17 protein-coding genes are annotated in these 22,537 nt (G+C 63.4%); 9 read left to right on the plus strand and 8 right to left on the minus strand.

Annotated elements, in window-relative coordinates; all coding sequences use genetic code 11:
* Positions 1-145: 145 nt before the first annotated feature.
* From QVN30_RS10735 to QVN30_RS10765, 7 genes are all read right to left on the minus strand, one after another.
* Positions 146-1,201, minus strand: coding sequence for a coiled-coil domain-containing protein (locus tag QVN30_RS10735; RefSeq protein WP_289836346.1), 1,056 nt, complete (start codon positions 1,199-1,201; stop codon positions 146-148).
* A 384-nt stretch (positions 1,202-1,585) separates the two neighbouring features.
* Positions 1,586-1,993, minus strand: coding sequence for a GtrA family protein (locus tag QVN30_RS10740; RefSeq protein WP_087199394.1), 408 nt, complete (start codon positions 1,991-1,993; stop codon positions 1,586-1,588).
* Positions 1,994-2,135: 142 nt separating this feature from the next.
* The gene (locus QVN30_RS10745; protein WP_066833453.1) at positions 2,136-2,534 is read right to left on the minus strand and encodes a GtrA family protein; all 399 of its coding nucleotides are present in this window, start codon (positions 2,532-2,534) and stop codon (positions 2,136-2,138) included.
* A 139-nt stretch (positions 2,535-2,673) separates the two neighbouring features.
* Positions 2,674-4,587, minus strand: a complete 1,914-nt coding sequence (locus tag QVN30_RS10750) for a fructose-1,6-bisphosphatase (RefSeq protein WP_289836347.1) — start codon at positions 4,585-4,587, stop codon at positions 2,674-2,676.
* 227 nt (positions 4,588-4,814) lie between these two features.
* Complete coding sequence (locus tag QVN30_RS10755; protein ID WP_204587952.1) at positions 4,815-5,576, minus strand: ABC transporter ATP-binding protein; 762 nt, start codon at positions 5,574-5,576, stop codon at positions 4,815-4,817.
* Positions 5,577-5,585: 9 nt separating this feature from the next.
* A complete protein-coding gene (locus QVN30_RS10760) occupies positions 5,586-6,416 on the minus strand; it encodes an ABC transporter permease (protein ID WP_066833446.1) in 831 nt (276 codons plus the stop codon).
* Between the two features lie 188 nt (positions 6,417-6,604).
* Positions 6,605-6,814 (minus strand): helix-turn-helix domain-containing protein, encoded by a 210-nt coding sequence (locus QVN30_RS10765; protein ID WP_066833443.1) that lies wholly within the window; start codon positions 6,812-6,814, stop codon positions 6,605-6,607.
* A 252-nt stretch (positions 6,815-7,066) separates the two neighbouring features.
* Here QVN30_RS10765 and QVN30_RS10770 point away from each other — a divergent pair, with 252 nt between their 5' ends.
* The 5 genes from QVN30_RS10770 to QVN30_RS10790 all read left to right on the plus strand — a co-directional run bounded on the left by QVN30_RS10770 (position 7,067) and on the right by QVN30_RS10790 (position 14,561).
* A complete protein-coding gene (locus QVN30_RS10770; protein WP_289836348.1) occupies positions 7,067-8,638 on the plus strand; it encodes a hypothetical protein in 1,572 nt (523 codons plus the stop codon).
* Between the two features lie 308 nt (positions 8,639-8,946).
* The gene (locus QVN30_RS10775) at positions 8,947-9,666 is read left to right on the plus strand and encodes a CHAP domain-containing protein (protein ID WP_289836349.1); all 720 of its coding nucleotides are present in this window, start codon (positions 8,947-8,949) and stop codon (positions 9,664-9,666) included.
* A gap of 78 nt (positions 9,667-9,744) precedes the next feature.
* Positions 9,745-11,169 carry a CHAP domain-containing protein gene (locus QVN30_RS10780; RefSeq protein ID WP_289836350.1) on the plus strand — a complete coding sequence of 475 codons (1,425 nt, stop codon included), beginning with the start codon at positions 9,745-9,747 and terminating at the stop codon, positions 11,167-11,169.
* Between the two features lie 157 nt (positions 11,170-11,326).
* A complete protein-coding gene (locus QVN30_RS10785) occupies positions 11,327-13,570 on the plus strand; it encodes a GH25 family lysozyme (RefSeq protein ID WP_289836351.1) in 2,244 nt (747 codons plus the stop codon).
* A 19-nt stretch (positions 13,571-13,589) separates the two neighbouring features.
* On the plus strand, positions 13,590-14,561 hold the full coding sequence (locus QVN30_RS10790) for a glycosyltransferase family 2 protein (RefSeq protein WP_289826525.1): 972 nt from the start codon (positions 13,590-13,592) through the stop codon (positions 14,559-14,561).
* Positions 14,562-14,706: 145 nt separating this feature from the next.
* Here QVN30_RS10790 and QVN30_RS10795 read toward each other — a convergent pair whose 3' ends face one another.
* Positions 14,707-15,828: an acyltransferase family protein gene (locus tag QVN30_RS10795; RefSeq protein WP_289836352.1), complete on the minus strand. Its 1,122-nt coding sequence runs from the start codon at positions 15,826-15,828 to the stop codon at positions 14,707-14,709.
* 188 nt (positions 15,829-16,016) lie between these two features.
* Between QVN30_RS10795 and QVN30_RS10800 the strand changes: the two genes are divergently transcribed.
* The 4 genes from QVN30_RS10800 to QVN30_RS10815 all read left to right on the plus strand — a co-directional run bounded on the left by QVN30_RS10800 (position 16,017) and on the right by QVN30_RS10815 (position 22,519).
* A complete protein-coding gene (locus QVN30_RS10800; RefSeq protein WP_289836353.1) occupies positions 16,017-17,633 on the plus strand; it encodes a glycosyltransferase family protein in 1,617 nt (538 codons plus the stop codon).
* Positions 17,634-17,843: 210 nt separating this feature from the next.
* Positions 17,844-18,959: a CHAP domain-containing protein gene (locus QVN30_RS10805; RefSeq protein WP_289836354.1), complete on the plus strand. Its 1,116-nt coding sequence runs from the start codon at positions 17,844-17,846 to the stop codon at positions 18,957-18,959.
* A gap of 206 nt (positions 18,960-19,165) precedes the next feature.
* Positions 19,166-21,043 carry a glycosyltransferase family protein gene (locus tag QVN30_RS10810; RefSeq protein WP_289836355.1) on the plus strand — a complete coding sequence of 626 codons (1,878 nt, stop codon included), beginning with the start codon at positions 19,166-19,168 and terminating at the stop codon, positions 21,041-21,043.
* A gap of 213 nt (positions 21,044-21,256) precedes the next feature.
* Entirely contained in the window at positions 21,257-22,519 is a 1,263-nt protein-coding gene (locus tag QVN30_RS10815) for a glycosyltransferase (protein ID WP_289836357.1), read from the plus strand.
* Positions 22,520-22,537: the final 18 nt, after the last annotated feature.

Here is a 22,537-nt window from a genome sequence, read left to right on the forward strand (position 1 = left end):
GCGGGGACATCTAAACCAGAGAAAACCGTCAAGACGGCTAAACCGGACGCTGACAACAGATTGACCTGACAGCAAATCAGAACTTTTTAGCCACAATCGGCGAACGGCATAAGAAAAGCCCCTCCGAAGAGGGGCTTGCAAGCATCTAGATGAGGTTCATCTGTCCGCCGACGGTGTTGTACCAGTGCTGCCATGTGGGCGGGCAGTAGGTCTGGGCGGCCTTCGGCGTCAGGGTCGCACCGTAGTTCTTTGCCAAGAACGCGACGTGGGCGGTGATCGACTCCTCCCAGCTGCCGAACTGGCGGCTGGTCATCCAGCCCCAGGCGTTGTAGTCGCGGAAGCAGTAGGCGCCCATGGAGCTCTCGGTGCACGCGATGGCGGGGGACCAACGGGGGTCGACGCCGTTATCCCAGGCGGCCGCGGCAAACACGCTGCCATAGCCGGCAAGCGGGCTTCCGGACAGGTAGGCGTCGATGCGCTGGGTCCACTCGGCGATGAACTCGTCGCGGCTCATGTTCCAGTCCACTGCGCCGGCCACGACGGTCGAGGCCGTCTGGCCGGATTGGTTGGCGGTATTGCTGGCGTTGCCGCCGTCGACGCCGGTGCCGGACGCGGCGGACGTGTCGCCGGCGAGCAGGGCGAGCTCCTCGGCGGCCTCGCGCTCGGCCTTGGCCTGAGCCTCGCTGCGGAGCTTCTGCGCCTCCTCGAGCGCCTCAGCCGCGCGCTTCTGCTCCTCTTCAGTCTGGGCTTTCGCGTGCGTGAGCTCCGCCTTCTTCTCCTCGAGCTCCGCCTCGACATCGTTCAGGCGCTGGATGTCCTGGTTGCTTGACTCCTGGATCTGGTCCATATAGGCGAGCGTGGAGATGGCGTCATCGAACGACGTCGTGCCCAGCACGACGCTCAGCAGCGTGTTCGCGGTCGTGCGATACTTGTACTGCGAGCGCATGGCATCGGCGGCCTTTGCGCGCAGGGCGGGAAGCTGCGCCTCGATGTCGGCGATGGCGGCTTCGTTCTCCTCGATTCGCTTCTGCAGGTCCTCGAGGTTCTTCTGGGTCTCTTCGTAGGCCTTGGTGGTCTCTTCTACGCGTTGCTGCGTCTCGTTCAGCTGTGTTTGGGTTTCGTTTGAGACGGCATAGGCAGCAACAGGGGAGACGACCGGCGCCGCCGCGAACGCAACGGCAAGAGCTGCACACGTGATCATGCGCGCGGGCCTCTTCATCACGAAAGAGATTCGAGAGCAATCGGTTCGCATACACAGCCTCTAAAATAGTCGTACCTTACTGTTACCGTGATTATACGGCATGGTTCGAGTTCAACTTGAACCTTAGACCTCTTTAAGGGTCAAGTTGAAGGTTCAGGATTGGCTTGTAGCTGGGCATATGCAGAATTGTTAAGAAACTTTGGAGTTTCAAGTTCACCTTGAGGGTTAGGGTCGCGTGCGCGTCGCGCTCGCTACCTGCGAAATGTCTGCAGCGGCAGACGGGCCGTTTCACAGGGCGGAAGGGGTCCGGGCGGCACGGTGCCACGAAAAACCGCCGCCTGCGAACGGTGGCAGACGGCGGTAGGCGAGATCGGGCGTGTCGGGCTAGGCGTGCCCGCCGCTCAGGAATTTGCGGCGGCTGAAGTAGTTGTACCAGGTCACCATGAAGGTCGAGATGAGCTTCATGGCCTGATAACCGATGCTCAAAAAGGCGACGCCGACGAACATGAACAGGTCGGTGAGACCCAGACCGATGGCGGAGAGCACGGCGAAGATCGTGAATTCGCGCTTGCGCGACATGTCCTCGCGGCGGTCGAACACGTAGCGGATGCTGAGGATGTAGTTGACGATGACCGACACGATGAACGAGACCGTGGTCCCGACGAGAACATCGATATGCAGGAGCTCGACCAGCGCCAACAGCAGGACGTAGTCCACGCCGAGGGAGGTGAAGCCCACGAGCGCGAACTTGGTGAACTGCTGGACGTTGGGATTTGAAAGCGCCTTGCGCACGAAGCCTCCTTTATGCGAACGCGCGACGGATCGCATTCCGTCGCGCGTTCAATGTTGCGTCTGCCATACTTTAGGGCAAGCGTCAGCGGAATGTAAGCGCTTTGTCAAAACGATACCAAGTCCGCAGAACGTTGCCACATATTTAGGAGCTCTGCGTGCCGCCGTCGAGGAAGATCTTGCGGGAAACGAAGTTCCAGACCATGACGACCGCGGTGGCGAGCACCTTGACGATGCGGTAGTCGACAGGCGTCATCTCCGTGCCGACCCACATGAGCGCGTCGTTGATGACAAGACCGATGACGGACAGGACGATGAAGATGACGAATTCGCGCTGCCGGCTCATGCCCTCGCGGTGGCTGAAGACGTAGCGCATGCTTGCGAGATAGTTGAAGATGACCGATACGGTGAACGAGACGGTCGCCGAGGCGACCGGGTTGATGCCGAAGACCTCGGTCAAGAAGATCATGACGCCGAAGTCGATAACCGTGGCGATGACGCCCACGACGCCGAACTTCATGATCTGGGCGAGCAGATGCTTCATGCGATGACCTTCCTCACGTATGCGAGCTGCCATTGTATACCACCGGTGCCGCGAATCGCGCCGATTGCATACAGGCTGCATAGGGGGCATGCATATCAGGTGCGTTTCCGATGTGCATGCCCCTGCATGGGGGTCGGTGTTACTTGGAGGAGTGCTCCGGGATGACGCCTGTGCGATACGCCTCGAGCAGCTGGCGCAGGTCGTTGATCTGCTCGCGGATCTCCTGGCCGGTGTCGGTGTCCGAAACCATCACGCGGCGCCGCGCGACGTCGATGAAGGTCGTCTCGCTCTGGATGTCGGCGTTGCGAGTCAGCGCCTCCTCCACGCTCTTGAACGCCTCATGCGCCTTCAGGCGCACGCCGCGCGAGCTCGCAATCAGGGTGTAGCCGGCGATGCCGGTTTTAGGATGGTATGCCTTGCAGAACCCGCCGTCGATGACCACGAGGCGCCCGTCGGCGCGCAGCGGGGATTCGCCCTCGATGGTCTTCACCGGCGTGTGCCCGTTGATGATGTGGCCGCTGCCGGGGATGAGCCCGAACTCGCGCATGATGGAATCGCAGGCTGACACGTCCTTCGTCAGCTCGAAGTAGGGATCCATCGGTTCGGCCCAGGTCGACTGGTCGGCGATGTAGGAGCGCTCGAACGTCTTGACCACGCGGCCGGACATGGGGGAGCGGTGGCCGACCCACAGGTACCACAGCCAGTCCATGGCCTTGGGGTCGCGGGTGCGCCATGCGCGGCGGGCGACGTCGTCGCAGAAATCCATGTAGTCGCGGCCCGCGCGCCAGGTCCCCATACAGTTCACGCTGGCGAAGGTCCCATCCTCGCACATGGGCACACAGCCGTGGAACAGCAGGTTGCCGTTGCGAACGAGGTAGACCGAGCCGTGGCGGTACAGGAAGTCGATATGGCACTGCAGGTGGTCGGCGTTCGTGAACTCGTAGATCAGCTTGTTCAGGATCTTCTGCTCGTCCTCGGTGAGCGCGTAGGGATGCTCGGGGTCCAAGGTGGGGAAGTCGGATGTGACGAGTGGGTATGAGACGCCCTCGATCGCGACGGTGCCGGCATCGAGATCGATCTTGTCCAGCAGCAGGCGGTCCTCCATGTCGAACTCGGGGTGGCGCTGGATGATCTGGCCCTCGAGCTTGAACAGCAAGACGTTGATCGCCTTCATGAGCGGGCTGATGCTCTCGCCGTCCTTATAGGTGGCCTCGGCGAAGCTCACCAGCTGGCGCAGGGAGATGCCGTAGTCGTTCTCGAGGATCTCGTAGTTGTTGTAGCGCAGGTTGTTGCGCAGGACGGTCACGATGCAGGCGGGAACGCCGCAGGCGGCGCCCATCCACAGCACATCGTGGTTGCCCCATTGGATGTCGGTGCGCTGATGGGTGCAGTGCAGCAGCCGGTCGATGATCTTGGCGGCGCCGCCACCGCGGTCGAAGATGTCGCCGACCAGGTGGATGTGGTCCACGGCGAGCACCTTGATGAGCTCTGCCAGCGAGAAGATGAAGTCCTCGGTCGAGTCCGTCTCCAGGATGGAGTCGATGATGCGCTCGTGATAGCGCACGCGGTAGTTGTTCTCGTCGGGATGGGTGTGCATGAGCTCGTCGATGATGTAGGCGAAGTCGTGGGGGATGGCCTTGCGGACCTTGGAGCGCGTGTAGCGGCTCGAAAGACGGCGCGTCACCGCGATGAGCTGGTCGAGCATGCGCTTGTACCACGAGGGGGAGTCCTGATGGGCGGCGCGCACGAGGGCGAGCTTCTCATGCGGGTAGTAGATCAGCGTGCACAGGTCGCCCTTCTCCTGATGCGTCAGCGTGTCGCCGAAGACCTCGTCGACATGCTCGCGGATAACGCCGGAGCAGTTGTTGAGGATGTGCAGGAACGCCTCGTATTCGCCGTGAAGGTCGCTCATGAAATGCTCGGTTCCCTTGGGCAGGTTGAGGATGGCCTGCAGGTTGATGATCTCCGAGAACACGGCCTGCTGGTTGGGGAACTGGTTGGAAAGGAGGGTGAGATACTTCATCGTCTGCTCAGAACGGTCGCCGGAAACCATGGAAGGAGCCTCCTTGAGGGCACTTTATATTACGTATTGCTGAGTAGAGTATGCCCGAGCGATGTTGAGACAATGTGTACGTTTGCGGTTCTATCGGCAGACGGACGAAACCGACCGGTCGCCCAAGGAATGGGTCGACGTGCGCTTCCCGAAAACCAAGAAGGCCCCTTATGCAGCCCGTGCGAGCTGCATAAGGGGCCGAGCGCCGCGATACCGCCGGCAGACGATCAGTTGAATTGGTTGCGGTACGCCTCACACACCTCGTTGACGGGGCCGTCCATGCGCAGGTCGCCCTTCTCGATCCAGATGGCGCGCTGGCAGATGCGCTCGACCTGCGAGATCGAGTGCGACACGAACAGGACCGTGACGTCGCCGGACTCGATGAAGCGCTGGATGCGCCGCTCGCATTTCTCCTGGAAGAACACGTCGCCCACCGACAGGGTCTCGTCGACGATGAGGATGTCGGGCTCGGTGATGGTGGCGATGGCGAACGCGATGCGCGCCGTCATACCGGAGGAGAAGTTCTTGAGCGGCATGTCCATGAAGTCCTGCAGCTCGGCGAACTCGATGATGCCCTCGAGGTTGTCGTCGATGAACTCCTTGGTGTATCCCAGCAGAGAGCCGTTCAGGTAGATGTTCTCGCGGGCGGTGAGCTCGGGGTCAAAGCCCGCGCCCAGCTCGATGAGCGGGGCGATGTTGCCGCGGACGACGCACTCTCCCTCGCTCGGCTCCAGCACGCCGGCGATGATCTTCAACATGGTGGATTTGCCCGAGCCGTTGGTGCCCACAAGGCCCACCACCTCGCCGCGGCGAACCTTGAACGAGATGTTTTTCAGCGCGCGGAACTCCTTGAAGAACAGCTCGCGGCGGATGAGCTTGATGAAGTACTCCTTGAGGTTGGTGAGGGATTCCGACGCCATGTTGAAGATCATGGTGACGTCGTTGACCTCGATGGCGTACTCGGAGGTCTCGTTCACAGATGAAGCCATGAGGGATCCTTAGATGTAGAGGATGAACTTGTGCTCGAACTTGTGGAAGACGGCGTAGCCGATGGCGATCATCACGATGGCCCAGCCTGCGCACATGGCGATCGTGATGGGCTCGGGATTCGTCTGCCACAGGAAGATCTGGCGCATGAAGTTCAGGTAGTTGTACATCGGGTTGCCGTACATGAGGACCTGTACCACGGAGGGCATGGCGTGGATGTAGTCGTCGGTCCAGAAGATGGGCGTGAAGTAGGTCCACGCGGTGATGACGACGCTCCACAGGTGCATGATGTCGCGGAAGAAGACGGTGAGCGCCGACAGCATGAGGCCGAGGCCCATGCAGAACAGCATCAGCAGCACCAGGCCGACCGGCAGCCAGATGAGGTGCCACGTGGGCATGACGCGGAACCACAGCATGACGAGGGCGACCGCGACGAGCGAGAAGCCGAAGTTCACGAGCGAGAAGAGGACCTTCTGCACGGGGAACACGTAGCGGTGGACCTTCACCTTCTTCAGCAGCGACGAGTTGTCGATGATCGACATGAGCGCCTGCGAGGTCGAGTCCGACATCACGGCGAAGGTGACGTTGCCCACGATGAGGTAGAGCGGGTACATCTCGGGGGAGACCGAGCCGTTGCGGCCCTGTGCGAAGATGGTCGAGAACACGACGGCCATGACGATCATCATGAGCAGCGGGTTCAGGACGCTCCAGACCACGCCGAGCGCGCTACGGCGATACTTGCGCTTGAAGTCGCGCGTCACGAGCTGCCTGAGGATAAAAGCGTCTTTTTGGACATCGGTCTTGGCGTGAGTCGCCTTGAGCGTCTTGAGAGGTTCAGCCACGAATGTGCTCCTCGAGCAATCGGTGCGGGATACGTCAAAGGGTCATGGTAGCACAGGCCCTGCTTGGGCACGGGATTTGCACGAGGCGCTCCGACGCTTTCCATAAGGCGGCGTGCGAAGGCGATCGATCGTCGGTTTTCTCTAATTTGAAGGGTGGAACGGGAGCGGATGCGTGCGACCGTCCCGGGCTATTGCAAAAGCTCCCAGGCTTCGACTTCGAGTCCCTTGGCAAGGCGATCGAGCGTTTCGAGCGTGATGTTCTGATCACCCTGCTCGATGGCGATCAGGATCGGCCTGCTGATGCCAACCATCAGGGCGAGGCGAGTCTGCGACAGCTCTGCGCGCTGCCGAGCCGACCTCACGTTCCGACCGAGTTTTATCTGAAGCTCTTTGCACATGGTTTCGATTGTGCATACCTGTAAAGGCGAGCTGTAAACTATAGTTTACAAACACAAGTTCGTGTACGTTGGATTAGGAGGTTCAAGCTGCGAAAACAGGGCGGGAATCTTTCTTTAAGCTATTAGGCGGGCGGCAGACGCGCAGGCGTATTACCGCTCGCCCGTCCGCGGGAGGCGAGGGGTCGCAAGCGGTACGGATGCTATACTTGCTGTGTCCGTAATTTGCGGCTGGACTAAGAGGAAGGAGTCCATATGCGCAAGACGCAGACAGCCACGAAACGCTTGGTCGCAAAAGCGTCCCGTGCGCTCGTCGCGATTTCCGTCGCGGCGTGCACCGTCATGGGCACCGCGGGTGTCGCGGTGGCCGAGGATTACCCCGACATCCTGCTGGCGAGCTTCTTCAACAGCGCGGCCGACAAGAGCGACACGCTCTACACGTCGGTCGACGGCAAGAACTTCCAGAAGATCGGCGTGGCGTATCAAGACAGCTCTCCGAACAGCACCTCGGACCAATGGGTGACGACGACGCCCTACTACGTCTCGACGTTGAGCGACCCGAGCATCATCTACCACAACGGGTGGTTCTACATGCTCTCCGGATTCACCGATCACAATGCGTGCCCGGGCAAGTTCATCCCCATGATCGGCTACTCCAAGGACCTTGTGAACTGGGCATACCCCAACAGCGGCAGCAGCACCAACGTGTCGCTCGATCCGATCCCCAACAGCTCGCTCGGCAGCAAGTTCGACATCGTCGCGCCTGAGTTCTTCCAGACCAGCTCCGGTGACGTGTACATCACGTTCAGCGCCGGCTACTACGGGGACTTCCACGGCGACCTGCACAACGACACGATGTATCCCTACATCGTGAAGCTCGACTACCTCGAGCCGGGTACGCAGACGCCTGAGTCCAACCCGGGCGCTGCGCCCAAGACGTCGTACGGCACCGCCGTTCGCATCAACCTTCCGGAATCGAGCTCCAACCGTATCGACGGCTCGTTCTATGAGGAGAACGGCACGTACTACTACATCATCAAGAAGGACGGCGTCACCAACGAGATCTGGTCCATCAAGGACATGAGCCAGGTTTCCAACCCGAACGCGTGGACCAAGGTCTGCGCCAACGCGCTCACCGGCTTCGAGGGCCCCTCGCTCGTCAAGTTCAACGGCCAGTACTGGCTCTACACCGACAAGCTCGCCGACTATCCGGCGGGCAGCGCGGACGGCAAGAACGGCATCTTCGTCCAGCAGTCCTCGAGTCTCTCCGGCGGCTGGTGGGGCAACGACCGCATCGGCACGAAGAACCTCGACGGCCGCGACATCCCCAACCGCCACGGCACCGTCATCGTGATCACCGACCCCACGGCCAAGAAGGTCGTGTGGGAGGCGCGCGCCAAGGCGGGCTTCGTGTATGAGGCCGGCAAGGACGGCGTCGAGGAGAAGGTCGTCAACGGCGTCACGGAGAAGTACTTCTGGGAGAACGGCGTCATGGCGCAGTCCAAGGAGGCTTTCGTCGATGGCGCGTGGCGCTGGTACGACTCCGACGGAACCATGGCGTTCTCCAAGGATGCCTATCTGCCCTCGAGCGGCGGCAAGTGGGTCCGCTACAACGAGAAGGGCGAGATGATCAAGGGCGAGGACTACCGCTACGGCGGCTGGTACTACTTCGACCCGATCACGGGCGCCATGTGCAAGGGCTGGCGCACGCTGCCCGATGGCCGTCGTGTCTACTACGACGATGTGACCGGCCAGATGGTGCACGGCTGGCGCAATATCGGCGGTCGCAACTACCACTTCAACGAGGTGACCGGTGCGCTGATGTAGCGTATCGCCTGCAAGCAGCTGCAAAACGGGGCGTCCTTCGGGGCGCCCCGTTTCTTGTTCTCGGCTGCATCCGCCGCCGCGCCAAACGCACCCGAATCAAGCGGATCAAACGTGCCTGTCCCTAAAAGTTCACCGAACCAAAGGTGCCTGTCCCTAAAAGTTCAGGCTGTCGATGCCGAGCGGTGCCCTGGAACCCGAATGTTGCGCAACAGAGCGCCCCGATTTTTGTGTATACCTATCGAGTATGAACGCTTGGTCGCGAGGGGGTGAGTATAGTAATACATCGGCCACAAAGAGGGGGAGGTCCGATGCTGCAGGTTCACTCGCGTCACGTTGCTATCCGTCTGCTTCTCGCCGTCGCGTGCGGATCGGCGGCGATCTTCGCTCCTGCTGTTGCCCGCGCGGGCACAGCGGAGACGACGGATCCCTCGCTGCGCTGCGAGATCGTCGAGGCGGCGCTTGAGGATATGGTTCCGGGTGCTCTCGCGAAGACGTCGCAGGGCGCCGACGCATCGATTTCGCACGCGAGCGGTACGGCGCAGACTCCCTGCAGCAAGGATGTGGCCATTGCGCGCCTGCTCGCCGTCGCCTCCTCGCAGGCGGGCATCACCGATGGCGATCGCTACCAGAACGCAGCCATCGAGGCGGGCTCCACCTTCAACGGCATGGGTCCGTGCACGGCATATGTATGGTGGTGCTTCAACGCGGCCGGCTTGAGTCCGTGCTTTATGGACGGCGCCGCCACGACGTACCCCCACGAGGTCCGCGACTGGTACGCCGCCCGCGATGCGTTCGAGCCCAAGGGCTCCTACACGCCGCAGCCGGGGGACATCTGGCTGACCGACAATCCGACCGGCCGCCCGTTTCCCGAGGCGTCGGCCACCCATGCGGGCATCGTCGACCACGTGTCGGATGACGGGCAGACCATCTACTGCTGGGAGCACGTCAACGGATACGTGCATCTCGTCGCCGAGCGCGCAGACCATGAGACGCTGATCGGGTACGCGCGGCCCGATTTCGGATGCTGACATGCACGATCGCGCAGACGTCCCAAACGGGCCGTGCGCGGCGATTCAATAGGGAATGATCGAGGGGAAGGGAAGGACATGAACAAGACGGTGCGCAAGCTGGTTGTGTGCGCGCTGGCGGCGGCTACGGTCGCGTCGCCCGCAGCCGCACAGGCCGCTCCCGAGGAGCCGACGAATATCGAGTCGGTCCAAGCGGTTGCGGCCGATACCCAGCAGGCGATAGCGCCCGCGGCGGGAGAGGCTGCAGAAGACGCGCTTTCGGCTGAATCGACGGAAGGGCCCACGCAGGTCGAAGTCCTCGCAGACGACGAGGAGGACCTGCCCGTTGCCGGAGACGACGAGCCGACAGGTCCCGGCTACGATTCCGACGAGGATGTGGCGGGCCCCGATTACACCGGCTGGGTCGATGAGGACGGCGTCCCGTGCACGGTTGCCGATGCCGCCGGCTGGGTGGATGAGGGCGTGCCCGCCCGCTCGAAGTTCTTCTACGACTCGGCCACCAACGCCTGGTACTGGACCGAAGCCGACGGATCGGTGTCGCGCAACCACGACGCGTTCGTGCCGCTGGACAACTCGGTCGCCGGGACGGCGTGGGAGACCGCGACCGACGAGTGGCGTTCGGCCAACGGCAAATGGGTGCGCCTCGGCGCGGACGGCGCCATGGTCAAGGGCGTGAGCACGATCGGCGACGACCAGTGGTACTTCGATGAGGTCACGGGCGCCATGCAGTACGGCTTCCGCCTGGTGACCGACGACGACGGCGCGCGCTGGGTGTTCTATGACTACATCACCGGCAAGATGGCGCGCGGCGAGAAGGTCATCGACGGCAGCCACGGCGACGAGTCCGGCTGGATGTATTTCGATCCCGAGACCGGTGGGGCGACGTACGGCTGGTTCGAGCTTCCCGACGGCGACGGCGCAACGAAGTGGGTCTATTACGACGAGGTGACCGGGCGCATGCGCTACGGCAGCATCATGGTCGACGGCAAGCCCTACTTCCTCGACCCCGTCACGGGCGCCAGGCAGGGGCGCGACGCCATGGTGAGCCGCCTGCTCGCCACCTGCGCGTCGCAAAACGGCATCACCGACGGCTATCGCTACCAGAACGCGGCCATCGACGCGGGTTCCACGTTCAACTACATGGGTCCGTGCACGGCCTACGTCTGGTGGTGCTTCAACGAGGCGGGCCTGAAGTACCAGTTCATGGACGGTGCCGCCACCACCTACCCGCACGATGTGCGCGACTGGTACACCGCGCGCGGCGCGTTTAGGGAAAAGGGCAGCTACACGCCACAGCCGGGCGATATCTGGATCACCGACAACCCCGGCGGCCGCCCGTTCGCCGGCGCCTCCGCCACCCATGCGGGCATCGTCGACCACGTGTCCTCCGACGGCGTCTACATCTACTGCTGGGAGCATGTCAACGGATACGTGCACCTGGTGACCGAGCGCTACGACCACGGTACGCTCGTGGGCTACGCCTGCCCGTTCTACAACAGCTGATGACCTGCGCGCGGCCCGCGGCGATGCCGCCTGCGGGCCGCGCGCCTTCTTGCGTTCCGGTAAAGAATGCCGGGCGCGGTTGAGGCGCAAAAGCGCTTCGTGGTACGGTACTGGAAATGCGAATTCGCACATGCGATTCCGAATGAGAAAGGTCGCTATGCTTAGATTCCGTCGAACAATCGCCGTGGCGCTCACGACCGTGATGTGCTCGGCCTACGTGCTGCAGCCGCTGTCGATCTATGCGGACGTGACGCTGCAGGAGGAGCCGGTCGCCGCCGATGCCGCAACGGCCGAGGGCGACGGCTCCGAGGATCAGGTCGCCGCAGATGAGGCGCAAGAGTCCGCTGCCGGGGACTCCGCGGCCGATGGGGCTGCCGACGCGAACGACGCGGCGGTTCTGCCCGAGTCTCCCGAGGAGGCTGACGCGGCGGACCCGAGCGCCGCTGCCGAGGCAGAAGACGCCGATGCCGCCGACGAGTCCGACCAACCCGAAGAGCTCACGCTCAACTCCTGGCGCTACGAGAACGGCAAGCTGCGCGACGACCTCGAGGACGACGGCATCGCGCTGCTGTCTCTGACAACGCTGCCCGAGGGTGTTACCGCTCAGGGTATCGACGTTAGCGAGTTCCAGGGCACGATCGACTGGGACAAGGTCAAGGCCGCCGGCGTTGACTACGCCATCATCCGCATCGGCTGGGGCAGCGAGCACATCGATGCCCAGTGGCGCCGCAACGTGCAGGAGTGCGAGCGCCTCGGCATCCCGTGGGGCGCCTATCTGTACAGCTACGCCGAGGACGCGCACGGCGCCACGCTCGAGGCGAACTTCGTCATCGAGCAGCTTCGCGGCCTGACGCCCGACATGCCCATCTATTACGACCTCGAGGACAACTCCATCCTCTCCGGTGACACTGCGCACGACCAGGCCGCGATGGCCGAGGTCGCCTCGACCTGGTGCACCATGATCGAAGACGCCGGCTACACGCCGGGCGTGTACGCGAGCACGCGCTGGTGGAACAACTACCTCACCGACAGCTGCTTCGACCAGTGGCACCGCTGGGTCGCCCAGTACTACACCGTGTGCCAGTACGAGGGCGAGTACACCATGTGGCAGTACACGAGCTCCGGTCTGGTCGACGGCATCGTGGGCAACACCGGGAACAACCCGCACGTCGACGTGAACTATTGGTACGGCGAGCCGGTGAGCGAGCCCGTGAGCGATTACACCGGCTGGGTCGACGCCGACGGCGAGGAGTGCGACGCCGCCCATGCGACCGGCTGGGTCGACGCCGGCTTCCCGGCCGCGAGCAAGTTCTTCTACGACCCCTCGACCGACGCCTGGTACTGGGCCGAGGCCGACGGCTCCATCGCCAAGAACCACGACGCCTTCGTGCCGCTGAACAACCAGGTCGCGGGCGATGCCTGGGAGAACGCCTCCACGAGCTGGCGCGTCAACAACGGCAAGTGGGTCCGCCTGGGCGCCGACGGCGCCATGATCAAGGGCGAGGACTACGTCGCCTCTAAGGACGCGTGGTACTACTTCGACCTCGTGACCGGCGAGATGGCCCACGGGTTCCGCCTGGTGAGCGCCGACGGCGGCTCCAAGTGGGTGTTCTACGACTACGCGACGGGCATCATGGCCCACGGCGAGAAGTACGTCGACGACTCGCACGGTGATCAGGCCGGTTGGATGTATTTCGATGAGAACACCGGGGCCGTCGTGTACGGCTGGCTCGAGATCTCCGACGGCGACGGCGGGACCAAGTGGGTCTACTACGACGACGTCACGGGCCGCATGGTCTACGGCCGCCGCACGATCGACGGCTATTCGCGCTACTTCGATCCCTATACCGGCGCCTGCGACAAGATCGGCTACCAGAACCCGTCGCAGTACTTCCAGGTCAGCAGCCGCAACGTCACGCTGCCCGCCGCCGCCTACTCCACGCCCTACTCGTACGTGACCCCGTCGCGCATCGACGTGGACGCTTCGCGCCAGGACTGCGTGAACGCCATGGTCTCGCGCGCCTACGAGTACCTCGGCGCGCCGTACGTGTGGAACTACTCGCTGTCGCCGAGCCAGGGCGTCGACTGCTCCGGCTTGGTGATGCAGTGCCTGTTCGCCTGCGGCATGGACCTGGACGACTACAACCCCTATATGCACTGGTACGATCCGTGGCACGCTCATGACGCCAACAACATGGCCGCCGACGCCCGCTTCAAACATGTCTCTTTGAGTGAGCGTCAGCCCGGTGACTTGATTTTCTATCCCGGTCATGTTGCCATCTATGTCGGCAACGACAAGATCATCGAAGCCTACACGCCCGCGACGGGTGTCCGCATGGCGGGTACCTATTCCGGTGGCTTCACCGTCACCGCGGTCGCGCGCCCGCTGACCAACGCATAAAGGAGTACGTGCCCCGATTATGAACAAGCCCACCCTCTGCATCGTGATCCCGTGCTACAACGAGGAGGAGGTCCTCCCTCTGACGGCTCCCCGCTTCAAGGAGGAGCTCGAGCACCTGCAATCCCTCGGATACGTGGCGGACGATTCCCATATCCTGTTCGTCAACGACGGCAGCTCGGATGCGACGTGGAACATCATCCAGTCGATGTCCGCGCAGGACGGCATGTTCAGGGGCATCTCGCTGTCGCGCAACCGCGGGCACCAGAACGCGCTGCTTGCCGGCCTGATGGAGTGCCGCGCGTTTTGCGACGTGTCCATCAGCATCGATTGCGACGGCCAGGACGACATCTCCGCGATGGACGAGATGGTGCGCGCCTACCTCGACGGGTGCGATGTGGTGTACGGCGTCCGCTCCTCGCGTGAGACCGACACGTTCTTCAAGCGCACGTCCGCGCAGGCGTTCTACAAGCTGATGAGCGGCATGGGGGTGGAGACCGTCTACAACCATGCCGACTACCGCCTGCTGTCGCGCCGGGTGCTCGACGAGCTCGCGAACTTCAAAGAGGTCAACCTCTTCTTGCGCGGCATGGTCCCGCTTGTCGGCTTCAAGTCCACGAGCGTGTACTACGAGCGCCACGAGCGCGTGGCAGGCCACAGCCACTATCCGCTGTCCAAGATGCTCGCGCTCGCCATGAACGGTATCACGAGCCTTTCGGTGAAGCCGATTCGCCTGATCACGGCGCTCGGCTTCATCGTGTCGTTCATCAGCTTCATCGGCGTGATCTGGGCCATCGTGGTGTCGATCATGGGCAACTCGGTTGCCGGCTGGGCGAGCATGGTGTCCATCGTGTGCTTCATTGGCGGAATCCAGCTGCTCGGCATCGGCATCGTCGGCGAGTACGTGGGCCGCATCTACCTCGAGAGCAAGCATCGTCCGCGCTTCATCATCGGTGAGCGCACCTACGACGAGGGTGAGCGCGCCGAGGACTAGAAGCGTCGAGTCGTCCGTTTCGCAACGGGGCTCAAGCGGCGTGTCGAGGGTTTTGAAGGGACCCGCGGCGCGCAGCTTGAGCCCCGTTCGCTGTTTTCTGCGATCTGAGGGCGAGGGCGGCGATCAGCCGTCGCGTCAAGGGGAGCTACTCGCTTGCCGCGTACAGGCTGCTCCAAAACGTCGCCGCGCGCTCGCGCAGGCGCACGCGGATGTGCGGGAAGAACACCGTGCGCAAAAGCGGCGTCACGTACATCAGCCCGACGAGCATGGCGTCGAACAGCAGGCGCGCGCAGGCGAGCGCAACCCATGACCACGGGTGCGCGCCGCAGCTCGTGATGAGCGTAGGCAGGATGATCCACATGGGCAGCGTGTTGTCCTCCACGATGTGGAGGGCGAAAAGCGGCAGCGTGTTGCGGCCGGCGCATTCGAGCGCGCGCGACAGGCCGTGCGCGTGGCGGGCGATGAGCGCCGATGCGCGCAGGATGCACCAGCTCGCGCCGATGCCGCCTGCGATGTCGATGATTCCCGCGGGGAAGGCGCACATCGCTATGGAGGAGTTTCCACCATAGGCGATCGCGGCGATCCAGAGGCCGGCGGAGACGACGGTGACGGGTATGCGACGGGCGGCGAGCGCGTCGGCATGCGTGCGGAACAGCCATCCGACGTACATGAACGCGGCGCCGGCGATGCCCGATTGGATGCTCAGGGGCAGCCAGACATAGTTCGCCGACACCATGCCGAATGCAAGGGCGGCGAGCATGGCCACGAGCTTGCCCTTATCGCCGAGCTTCGCCGTGGCCCCGATGTAGAGCTTCGCCCAGAACAGCGCCGGCAGAAACCAGATGCCGCCGATGCGCTCGAGGTCGGGGACGAGTGCGAGGGGGTGCTGGGCTCCGGCGCCCCACAGCGAGGCCTCGAACCAGCGCTGCGCCTGCTCGGCGGGGTCGGTGCACAGCGCACAGGCCCACGCGGCGGACCCTCCGATGATGAACAGGCATGAGATCGCATAGGGGAGCAGGGCGGAGCGCGCCGCTTTTACGACGAGGCTTCCCGAAAGCGGCCTGTTGAAGTTCGTCAGATAGCCCGAGACGATGAACAGCGTGTAGAGATGGAAGGTATCGAGAAACTTCGGGAGCCATTCCGGCATGCCGGCGCCCGGGTATAAAGGTTCGCTGAAGACCATGCCCGTGTGGTACACGATGATGGCGATGACGGCGATCGCTCGCGCGATGTCCAGCTCAGGAATACGACGGGTTGTTGTGCTCATGTACCAGCGCCTTTAGGTGTTTTTCCGCTTGCGATGCAATGTGCCATTATACGTCATGGGTGCGTGGTGCCTTTTTGGGACGGGGCTGTTTTTGCCCGTCCTGAAAAGTACCAAGCGCCCGCTTGCGGCAACACGCTAGAATGGCATGACGGTGACGGCGACCCGTATGGAGAGGAAACGGTACGGATATGGCTCAGCATATGAAGGCCGCAGGGCTCACGAAGCCGCAACGGGCAGGCCGGGTGTTCGAGGCGTTTCTTCTCGTCTTGGCCGCGATCTTTCTCGGCTGCCTGGCGCTTGCCGCACCGTTCATCACGGGCTATTTCATCAACATGGGGCCGGAGGGCGTCGGTGCGGACGTGATGAACTTGCTCACGCCGTTCAACGGCGGCGCGTTCATCGCGTTCATGTTCCCCGCGCTCGGTCTGGTCTGCCTCGCCCTGTTCTTCCTGTTCATCTGGAACGGCCTGCGGCGCGCCCCCGCGCGCGCGGTGGTGCCGTGCGCGCTGCTGCTCCTGTTCGCGGCCTCGGTCGCGTGGATCGTGCTTTTGGGCACGAAGACCAATTTCTACAACGATTCGATCCGGCTCGATCAGTACGCGCGCGCCCTGCTTTCAGGTGACTTCGGCGTGTTCAGTGCCGACTTGGGCGACCAGGGCGTGTCGTACCTGCGCGTCTACCCGTTTCAGAGCGGGTCGGTCTGGCTGCTCGCCGGCGTCTACGCGCTGTTCGGCGTGGGCAACGAGATGGCGTTTCAGCTGCTCAGCGCCGTGTTCGTGGTGGTCTCCGCGGCATCGCTGATCTTCATCACGGGGCGCCTGTTCCCCGGCAAGGGCACCGTCGCGCTGGCGAGCGTGCTCGTCGTGCTGTTCGCGCCGCTGACGTTCTCGGCCGCGTTCGTCTACGGCAACGCGATCGGATTCGGCCTGGGCTGCGCCTCGCTCGCCCTCAACGTCGCGGCGATGCAGCAGGACGAGAGCCTTCCGCGCCGCTGGGGCCTGTTCGCGGCGGGCGCGGTGGTCATGCTTCTCGCCCTGATCGTCAAATCGACGTTCGTGATCATGCTGATCGCCCTCGTGCTCGCCTGGCTGATCGTGCTGGTGCGCGAGCGCCGAGCTCCCCAGATCCTGATCGTGCTTGCCGTCGCGGTGGTGATCAACTCCTTGACGTCCGTGCCGGTCCGGCTGCTCGAGTCCACGGTCGGGTTGAGCTTCGGTGACGGCATGCCCAAGACGTCGTGGATCGCGATGGGCCTCACCTGGGATCCCTATCTCAACCGGCCGGGCTGGTGGTCGCCTGTCCAGGCGACGCACTTCGCGCAGGTCGATGGCGACACGGCGGCGCAGGGGGCCTTTGCGATGGAGGCCATCAAGACCGCTCTGGGCAGGTTTTTGGCCGACCCGCTCTACTGCATCCGCTTCTTTGTCTACAAGGTCATGACCGAGTGGCTCGATCCCACGTTCCAGTCCCTGTACTACTCCGCGACGTCGGTTTCCGACGCGACGAGTCCGATTGCCGAGCAGGTCATGTATAACGGCTACACGGCCAACCGCGTGCTGACGATCGCCATGGACGCCTACCAGTCGCTGTTCTACATCGCGTCGTTCACCGGCCTCGTGTGTGCATTCCGGCATCGCGGTAGCGTGTCGCCCGCGGCGCTGCTCATGGTCATCGCGTTTTTGGGAGGCGTCGCCTGCTATCTGCTCTGGGAGGCGAAAAGCGTCTACACCATGCCGTTCGCGCTGCTGCTCCTGCCGTTTGCCGCCTACGGCCTTCGCTCCCTGCTCGACACCGTGAAACGCTAGAATCTCCTTAGGGAAACACCGACCGATTCATTCCGCGCCACGGGGGTGCGCAGCACGACGGCAATCGGTCAGCGTTCCCCCGGAACCGCCGATCATCTTCGCCTGACGGGTGAGGAGGGTCCCGCGTTCCGACATCGCTGCAGAAATGGGAAGGGGTTGCGTATGCGTTGCTCGCGATGGAAGGTCTCAGCATGCCTGCTGGCATCGCTGATGGCGGGTCTTGTTCCGTCCGGTGCCCTGGCGGCACCGGATTCCGAGGTCGTGGATACGCCGGAGCAGGCGGCCTATACGGGCTGGGTCGACGAGGACGGCGAGCCGTGCGAGCCCGCCGAGGCCGTCGGCTGGCTGGACGAGGACGTACCGGCGCGCTCGAAGTTCTTCTACGATCCCGAGACGGTCGCGTGGTACTGGGCCGAGGCCGACACCACCATCGCGCGCGACCGCGAGGCGTTCGTTCCGGTGGACAACGACGTCGCCGGCGAGGCGTGGGAGCAGGCGACCGACGAATGGCGCATCGAGCACGGCAAATGGGTCCATCTGGGCGAAGACGGCGCCGTCGACTACGGATTTCTGCTCATCACGGATGAGGACGGCAGCCAGAAATGGGTATTTTGCGACTACGTGACCGGTGAGATGGCGCACGGTGAGCGCTACATCGACGACTCCCATGGCGATGAGGCCGGCTGGATGTATTTCGACCCCATCACCGGCGCGGTCGATTACGGCTGGGCATGGCTGCCCGAGTCGAACAAGTGGGTCTATTACCACGAGGTCACGGGCCGCATGTGCTACGGCAGCCTGATGATCGAGGGCAAGCCCTACTACCTTGACCCTGCGACCGGTGAGCGTCTGTCGAGCGACGAGGTGGCCGCCCGCGTGATTGCCACGGCGGCATCGCAAAATGGCATCACCGACGGTTGGCGCTACCAGGACCGCGTCGTTGCCGACGGCGGAACGATGAACCATATGGGCCCCTGTGCGGCGTTCGTCTATTGGTGTTTCCAAGAAGCCGGTATGAAATACCAGTTCATGAACGGTGCCGCCTCGTCGTTCCCGCACGAGATCGCCGATTGGTACCGTAACCAGGGCAGGTTGGAGTCCACGCCCAAGCCGGGAGACATCTGGCTGATCGATCAGCCGGCGTTCCGTCCGTGGGCCGGCGCGTCGGAGGGCACCCATGCGGGCATCGTCGCCTCGGTGGCGCCCGACGGCCAGACGCTCTACGTCTGGGAGCATATCTACGGCCGCGTCCAGCTGCTTTACGAGGACCTCTACATTCCCGAGGGTTCGATAACGGGCTTCGCGCGTCCCTACTACAACGACTGACGCGGTCTGGGTGAGCTTTTGGGGACAGTCCCTTTTGGACCGCGGCGGCGTATGTGCGCCGCCGCGGTCCAAAAGGGACTGTCCCCAAAAGCTCACCCCCCCGGAGGGCCCACCGCAGCCTCTTGTGCCCGTTTTCGGTGCATTCGGGGGCATGCCCGCATTTCATGTATCATGGGCAGGATATGTTTAGCCATCTAGGAGGGCACATGCCTGCTATAAAGTTCGCCAACATCCTGCTCGAGTGCAACCCGCGCTCCACGAGCTATCCCGCGCTGTACTGCCGATCCACCCAGCCGTTCGTGCGCGACCATATGACGGGGGAGTGGATGCTCTACGACGCCGGCGTCTTTGACTTCACGACGTTTTTCAACGCGCTGTCCGTGGGCAAGCTCAGGCGCTATACCAGCGCGCAGCGCTTCTTCTTGCACCTGCAGGTCAAGGGCGCCGCGTGCACGTACGTGCAGACCGCCGCGGACGCGTTCTCCGCTCATCCCATCAAGCTCGACGACACGAAGCGCGAGCTTCCCGCTTCCGATGAGTGGCAGGCCATCGATGTCGAGCTCACGGTGCCCTCCGACGCGGTCATCGTCGGTTTCGAGCTCGCGACGGACGGCCCCGTGCTGATCGGGGAGAGCTACTACTCCGTCGAGATCGATCGCCCCCTGCGCGACGTGGAGCTCGTCCTCGCGACCACCACGTTCAAGAAAGAGGAGTTCATCGAGGCGAATATCGCGCTCATCAAGGAGTCGATCATCGACAGCTCCGAGGATATCGCCCAGCACTTCACCATGCGCGTGATCGACAACGGGCGCACCCTGGATGCCGGCAAGCTGGCGAGCGACCGCGTGATCATTTCTCCCAACGATAACGTCGGCGGCGCCGGCGGCTTCACGCGCGGCATGATCGAGGCCATGGAGCAGACGCCGCGCGCGACCCACATCCTGCTGATGGACGATGACGTCGCCGTGTCCCCCGAGAGCATCAAGCGCACCTACAACCTGCTGCGCCTGGTCAACGATGAGTATGCCGAGGCGTTCATCAGCGGCGCCATGCTCAACTACGAGATCGGCGAGGAGCTGTGGGAGGACACCGGCTTCATGACCAAGGAGGGCACGTTCGCGCCCGCCAAGCCGCAGCTGCGCCTCAACAAGTTCGAGGACGTCGTCTTCAACGAGACGTTCCGCGTGCCGAGCGCCATCACCAAGCTGAACTCCCGGTACGCCGCATGGTGGTACTGCTGCATCCCCATCTCGGTCATCGAGAAGAACGGGCTGCCGCTGCCGTACTTCGTGCGCTGCGACGACGCCGAGTACGGCGTGCGCTGCCAGCCCAAGTTCATGACCATGAACGGCCTGTGCATCTGGCACATGTCGTTCCACGTGCGCTACAACGCCGCCGTCGAGCGCTACCAGACCACGCGCAACACGATGATCGCCCAGTGCACGACCGGTTTCGCGCCCAAGTCCGACTTCATGCGCGAGATGCACAACAACATCCGCCTCGAGCTCAAGAAGTTCGGCTACGACAACGCCGAGCTCGTGCTCGACGCGTTCGAGGACTTCATGAAGGGGCCCGACTTCATCGCCACGCCCGGCATGGCCGAGAAGACGTTCATGGCCGCCAACCGCAACAAGGAGAAGCTCGTCCCCTTCGATGAGCTCGAGCGCCAGGTGCACGCCGCCGGCCTGACCGATTTCCATATCGCCGATATCGACCGCCAGCTCGTCGACGCCGACGCCCCGCGCACGCGCCTGCAGCGCCTGAACGACCTCGCCACCGACAACAACCAGCGCTTCATCGTCAAGGAGGGCAAGGGCTACGCCGTCATCCCGGTCATCGGTTGGGCGTATCCCGCCGGTGCGATCCGCGGCAAGGAGTACCTGATCATCATCGACTGGTACAACCGCATGGGCGCGCTGCGCAAGAAGGACCCTGAGCGCTACGCTCAGATCTCCAAGCGCTACAAGGAGGACCTCAAGGCCTACAAGCGCAACATCAAGCAGCTGCGCCATGACTACTCCGCGCGTCGCGACGAGTTGACCTCGCTCGCGTTCTGGAAGCGCTATCTGGGGATGGATAAGTAACCCGCGCGACGTTGCTATCACGTGGTGCTTGTTGAGAAGGGGCCGCTTGGCGGGAGTGCAGGCGGCCCCTTTCTAGCTTTCTGAAGGCGTCGCGTGTTCTGCCCGTTCCGCGAGTTCGCCCGTATGGGCGCGGGCGCGTCGACGCGGTGCCGTATACTATCCCTACGAAGCCATCGCGGGCGTGCCCGCGTTCACGATATCTTGGGGGTAGCCGTGTCGTCGCCTTGCGTTTCCGTCATCATGCCCGTGTACAACGCCCAGCCCTACCTGTGCCAAGCGCTCGACAGCCTCAAGGCGCAGACGTTCCAGGACTTCGAGTTGATCTGCGTCGACGACGGTTCGTCGGACGACTCCTTCGAGGTGCTCAAGCGCTACCGTGCCGATGAGGACTTTCCCGCGGTGCGCATCCTGACCCAGCGCCATCTGGGACCCGGCTGCGCGCGCAACAAGGGGCTCGACGTCGCGACCGGCACCTACGTGTACTTCCTCGACGCCGACGACTTCATCGAGCCCACGCTGCTCGAGAAGGCCGTCGGCCGCGCCGAGCAGCTCGATTGCGACATCGTGATCTGGGATGCGTGGTTCTACAACAACCGCGTCCAGCGCGACCAGCATCCGGCTGTCGGCACGCTCGATTTCCCCGCCTTCGCCGACTTCCCGGTACACGAGACCCTGGCGTTCAGCGCGGCAGACAACCCCGACGCCGTCTTCACGTCGTTTCAGAACTGGCCGTGGAACAAGCTGTTCCGCCGTTCGCTGCTCGTCGAGAACGACATCCGCTTCCCGGCGCTGTTCCGCACCGAGGACCTGCCGTTCACGTGCATGGCGCTCGTCAAGGCGCGCCGTATGTCGGTGATCTACGAGCGCCTGTCGCACTACCGCATGCGCACGGGCTCCTCGTCCATGGACAACAAGGACCCTCATGCCCTCGACTTCATCGAGGCGTTCGCGCTGCTGCGGGACCGGCTTCAGGAGGAGGGCCTATACGAGACGTATCGCGTGAGCCATGCCCGCTGGGCGCTCGGAGGCGCGGTGTACAACCTCAACTCCCTCACGCGCGTCGATTCGTTCGCGCGGGCGTTCGCCGAGCTGCACGATGGGGCGGCGGAGCGCATGGGACTGCTCGATGTCCCCCTGGACGCCTACACCCATCCGCTCGACCGCCGCTCGCTCGAATTGATCAAGGCGAACGATGCGCAGGGGTACCTGTTCTTCTGGATGCGCAACCACGGCGCGTTCGTCGATGACGACAAGGAGCTCTTCGACCGCGTCGAGGCGGATCTGGAGGAGGCCCGCTCGGAGATCGACCGCCTGCACGGGGAGGTCGACCGGGCGCACGGCGCGGTCGTCGAGGCGCAGGGTGCCCGCGAGGAGGTCGAGCGCCAGCTCGATGACCTGCGGAGGTCCGCGGAGTATCGATACGGCACGGCGCTTCTGCGCATCCCGCGCGCCATCCAGCGCCGGCTGAGCAGCTGATCGGTCCGGCGCCGTGCG

Source organism: Collinsella ihumii (assembly GCF_030385545.1).
GTDB lineage: Bacteria > Actinomycetota > Coriobacteriia > Coriobacteriales > Coriobacteriaceae > Collinsella > Collinsella ihumii.

What these genes read in the sequence shown, in the direction of transcription:
- QVN30_RS10770 (WP_289836348.1), top strand. Translation starts at nt 7,067, where the DNA reads ATGCGCAAGACGCAGACAGCCACGAAACGCTTGGTCGCAAAAGCGTCC.
- QVN30_RS10805 (WP_289836354.1), top strand. Translation starts at nt 17,844, where the DNA reads ATGGCGGGTCTTGTTCCGTCCGGTGCCCTGGCGGCACCGGATTCCGAG.
- QVN30_RS10795 (WP_289836352.1), bottom strand. Translation starts at nt 15,828, where the DNA reads ATGAGCACAACAACCCGTCGTATTCCTGAGCTGGACATCGCGCGAGCG.
- QVN30_RS10775 (WP_289836349.1), top strand. Translation starts at nt 8,947, where the DNA reads ATGCTGCAGGTTCACTCGCGTCACGTTGCTATCCGTCTGCTTCTCGCC.
- QVN30_RS10755 (WP_204587952.1), bottom strand. Translation starts at nt 5,576, where the DNA reads ATGGCTTCATCTGTGAACGAGACCTCCGAGTACGCCATCGAGGTCAAC.
- QVN30_RS10750 (WP_289836347.1), bottom strand. Translation starts at nt 4,587, where the DNA reads ATGGTTTCCGGCGACCGTTCTGAGCAGACGATGAAGTATCTCACCCTC.
- QVN30_RS10780 (WP_289836350.1), top strand. Translation starts at nt 9,745, where the DNA reads ATGAACAAGACGGTGCGCAAGCTGGTTGTGTGCGCGCTGGCGGCGGCT.
- QVN30_RS10785 (WP_289836351.1), top strand. Translation starts at nt 11,327, where the DNA reads ATGCTTAGATTCCGTCGAACAATCGCCGTGGCGCTCACGACCGTGATG.
- QVN30_RS10810 (WP_289836355.1), top strand. Translation starts at nt 19,166, where the DNA reads ATGCCTGCTATAAAGTTCGCCAACATCCTGCTCGAGTGCAACCCGCGC.
- QVN30_RS10735 (WP_289836346.1), bottom strand. Translation starts at nt 1,201, where the DNA reads ATGATCACGTGTGCAGCTCTTGCCGTTGCGTTCGCGGCGGCGCCGGTC.
- QVN30_RS10790 (WP_289826525.1), top strand. Translation starts at nt 13,590, where the DNA reads ATGAACAAGCCCACCCTCTGCATCGTGATCCCGTGCTACAACGAGGAG.
- QVN30_RS10765 (WP_066833443.1), bottom strand. Translation starts at nt 6,814, where the DNA reads ATGTGCAAAGAGCTTCAGATAAAACTCGGTCGGAACGTGAGGTCGGCT.
- QVN30_RS10800 (WP_289836353.1), top strand. Translation starts at nt 16,017, where the DNA reads ATGGCTCAGCATATGAAGGCCGCAGGGCTCACGAAGCCGCAACGGGCA.
- QVN30_RS10745 (WP_066833453.1), bottom strand. Translation starts at nt 2,534, where the DNA reads ATGAAGCATCTGCTCGCCCAGATCATGAAGTTCGGCGTCGTGGGCGTC.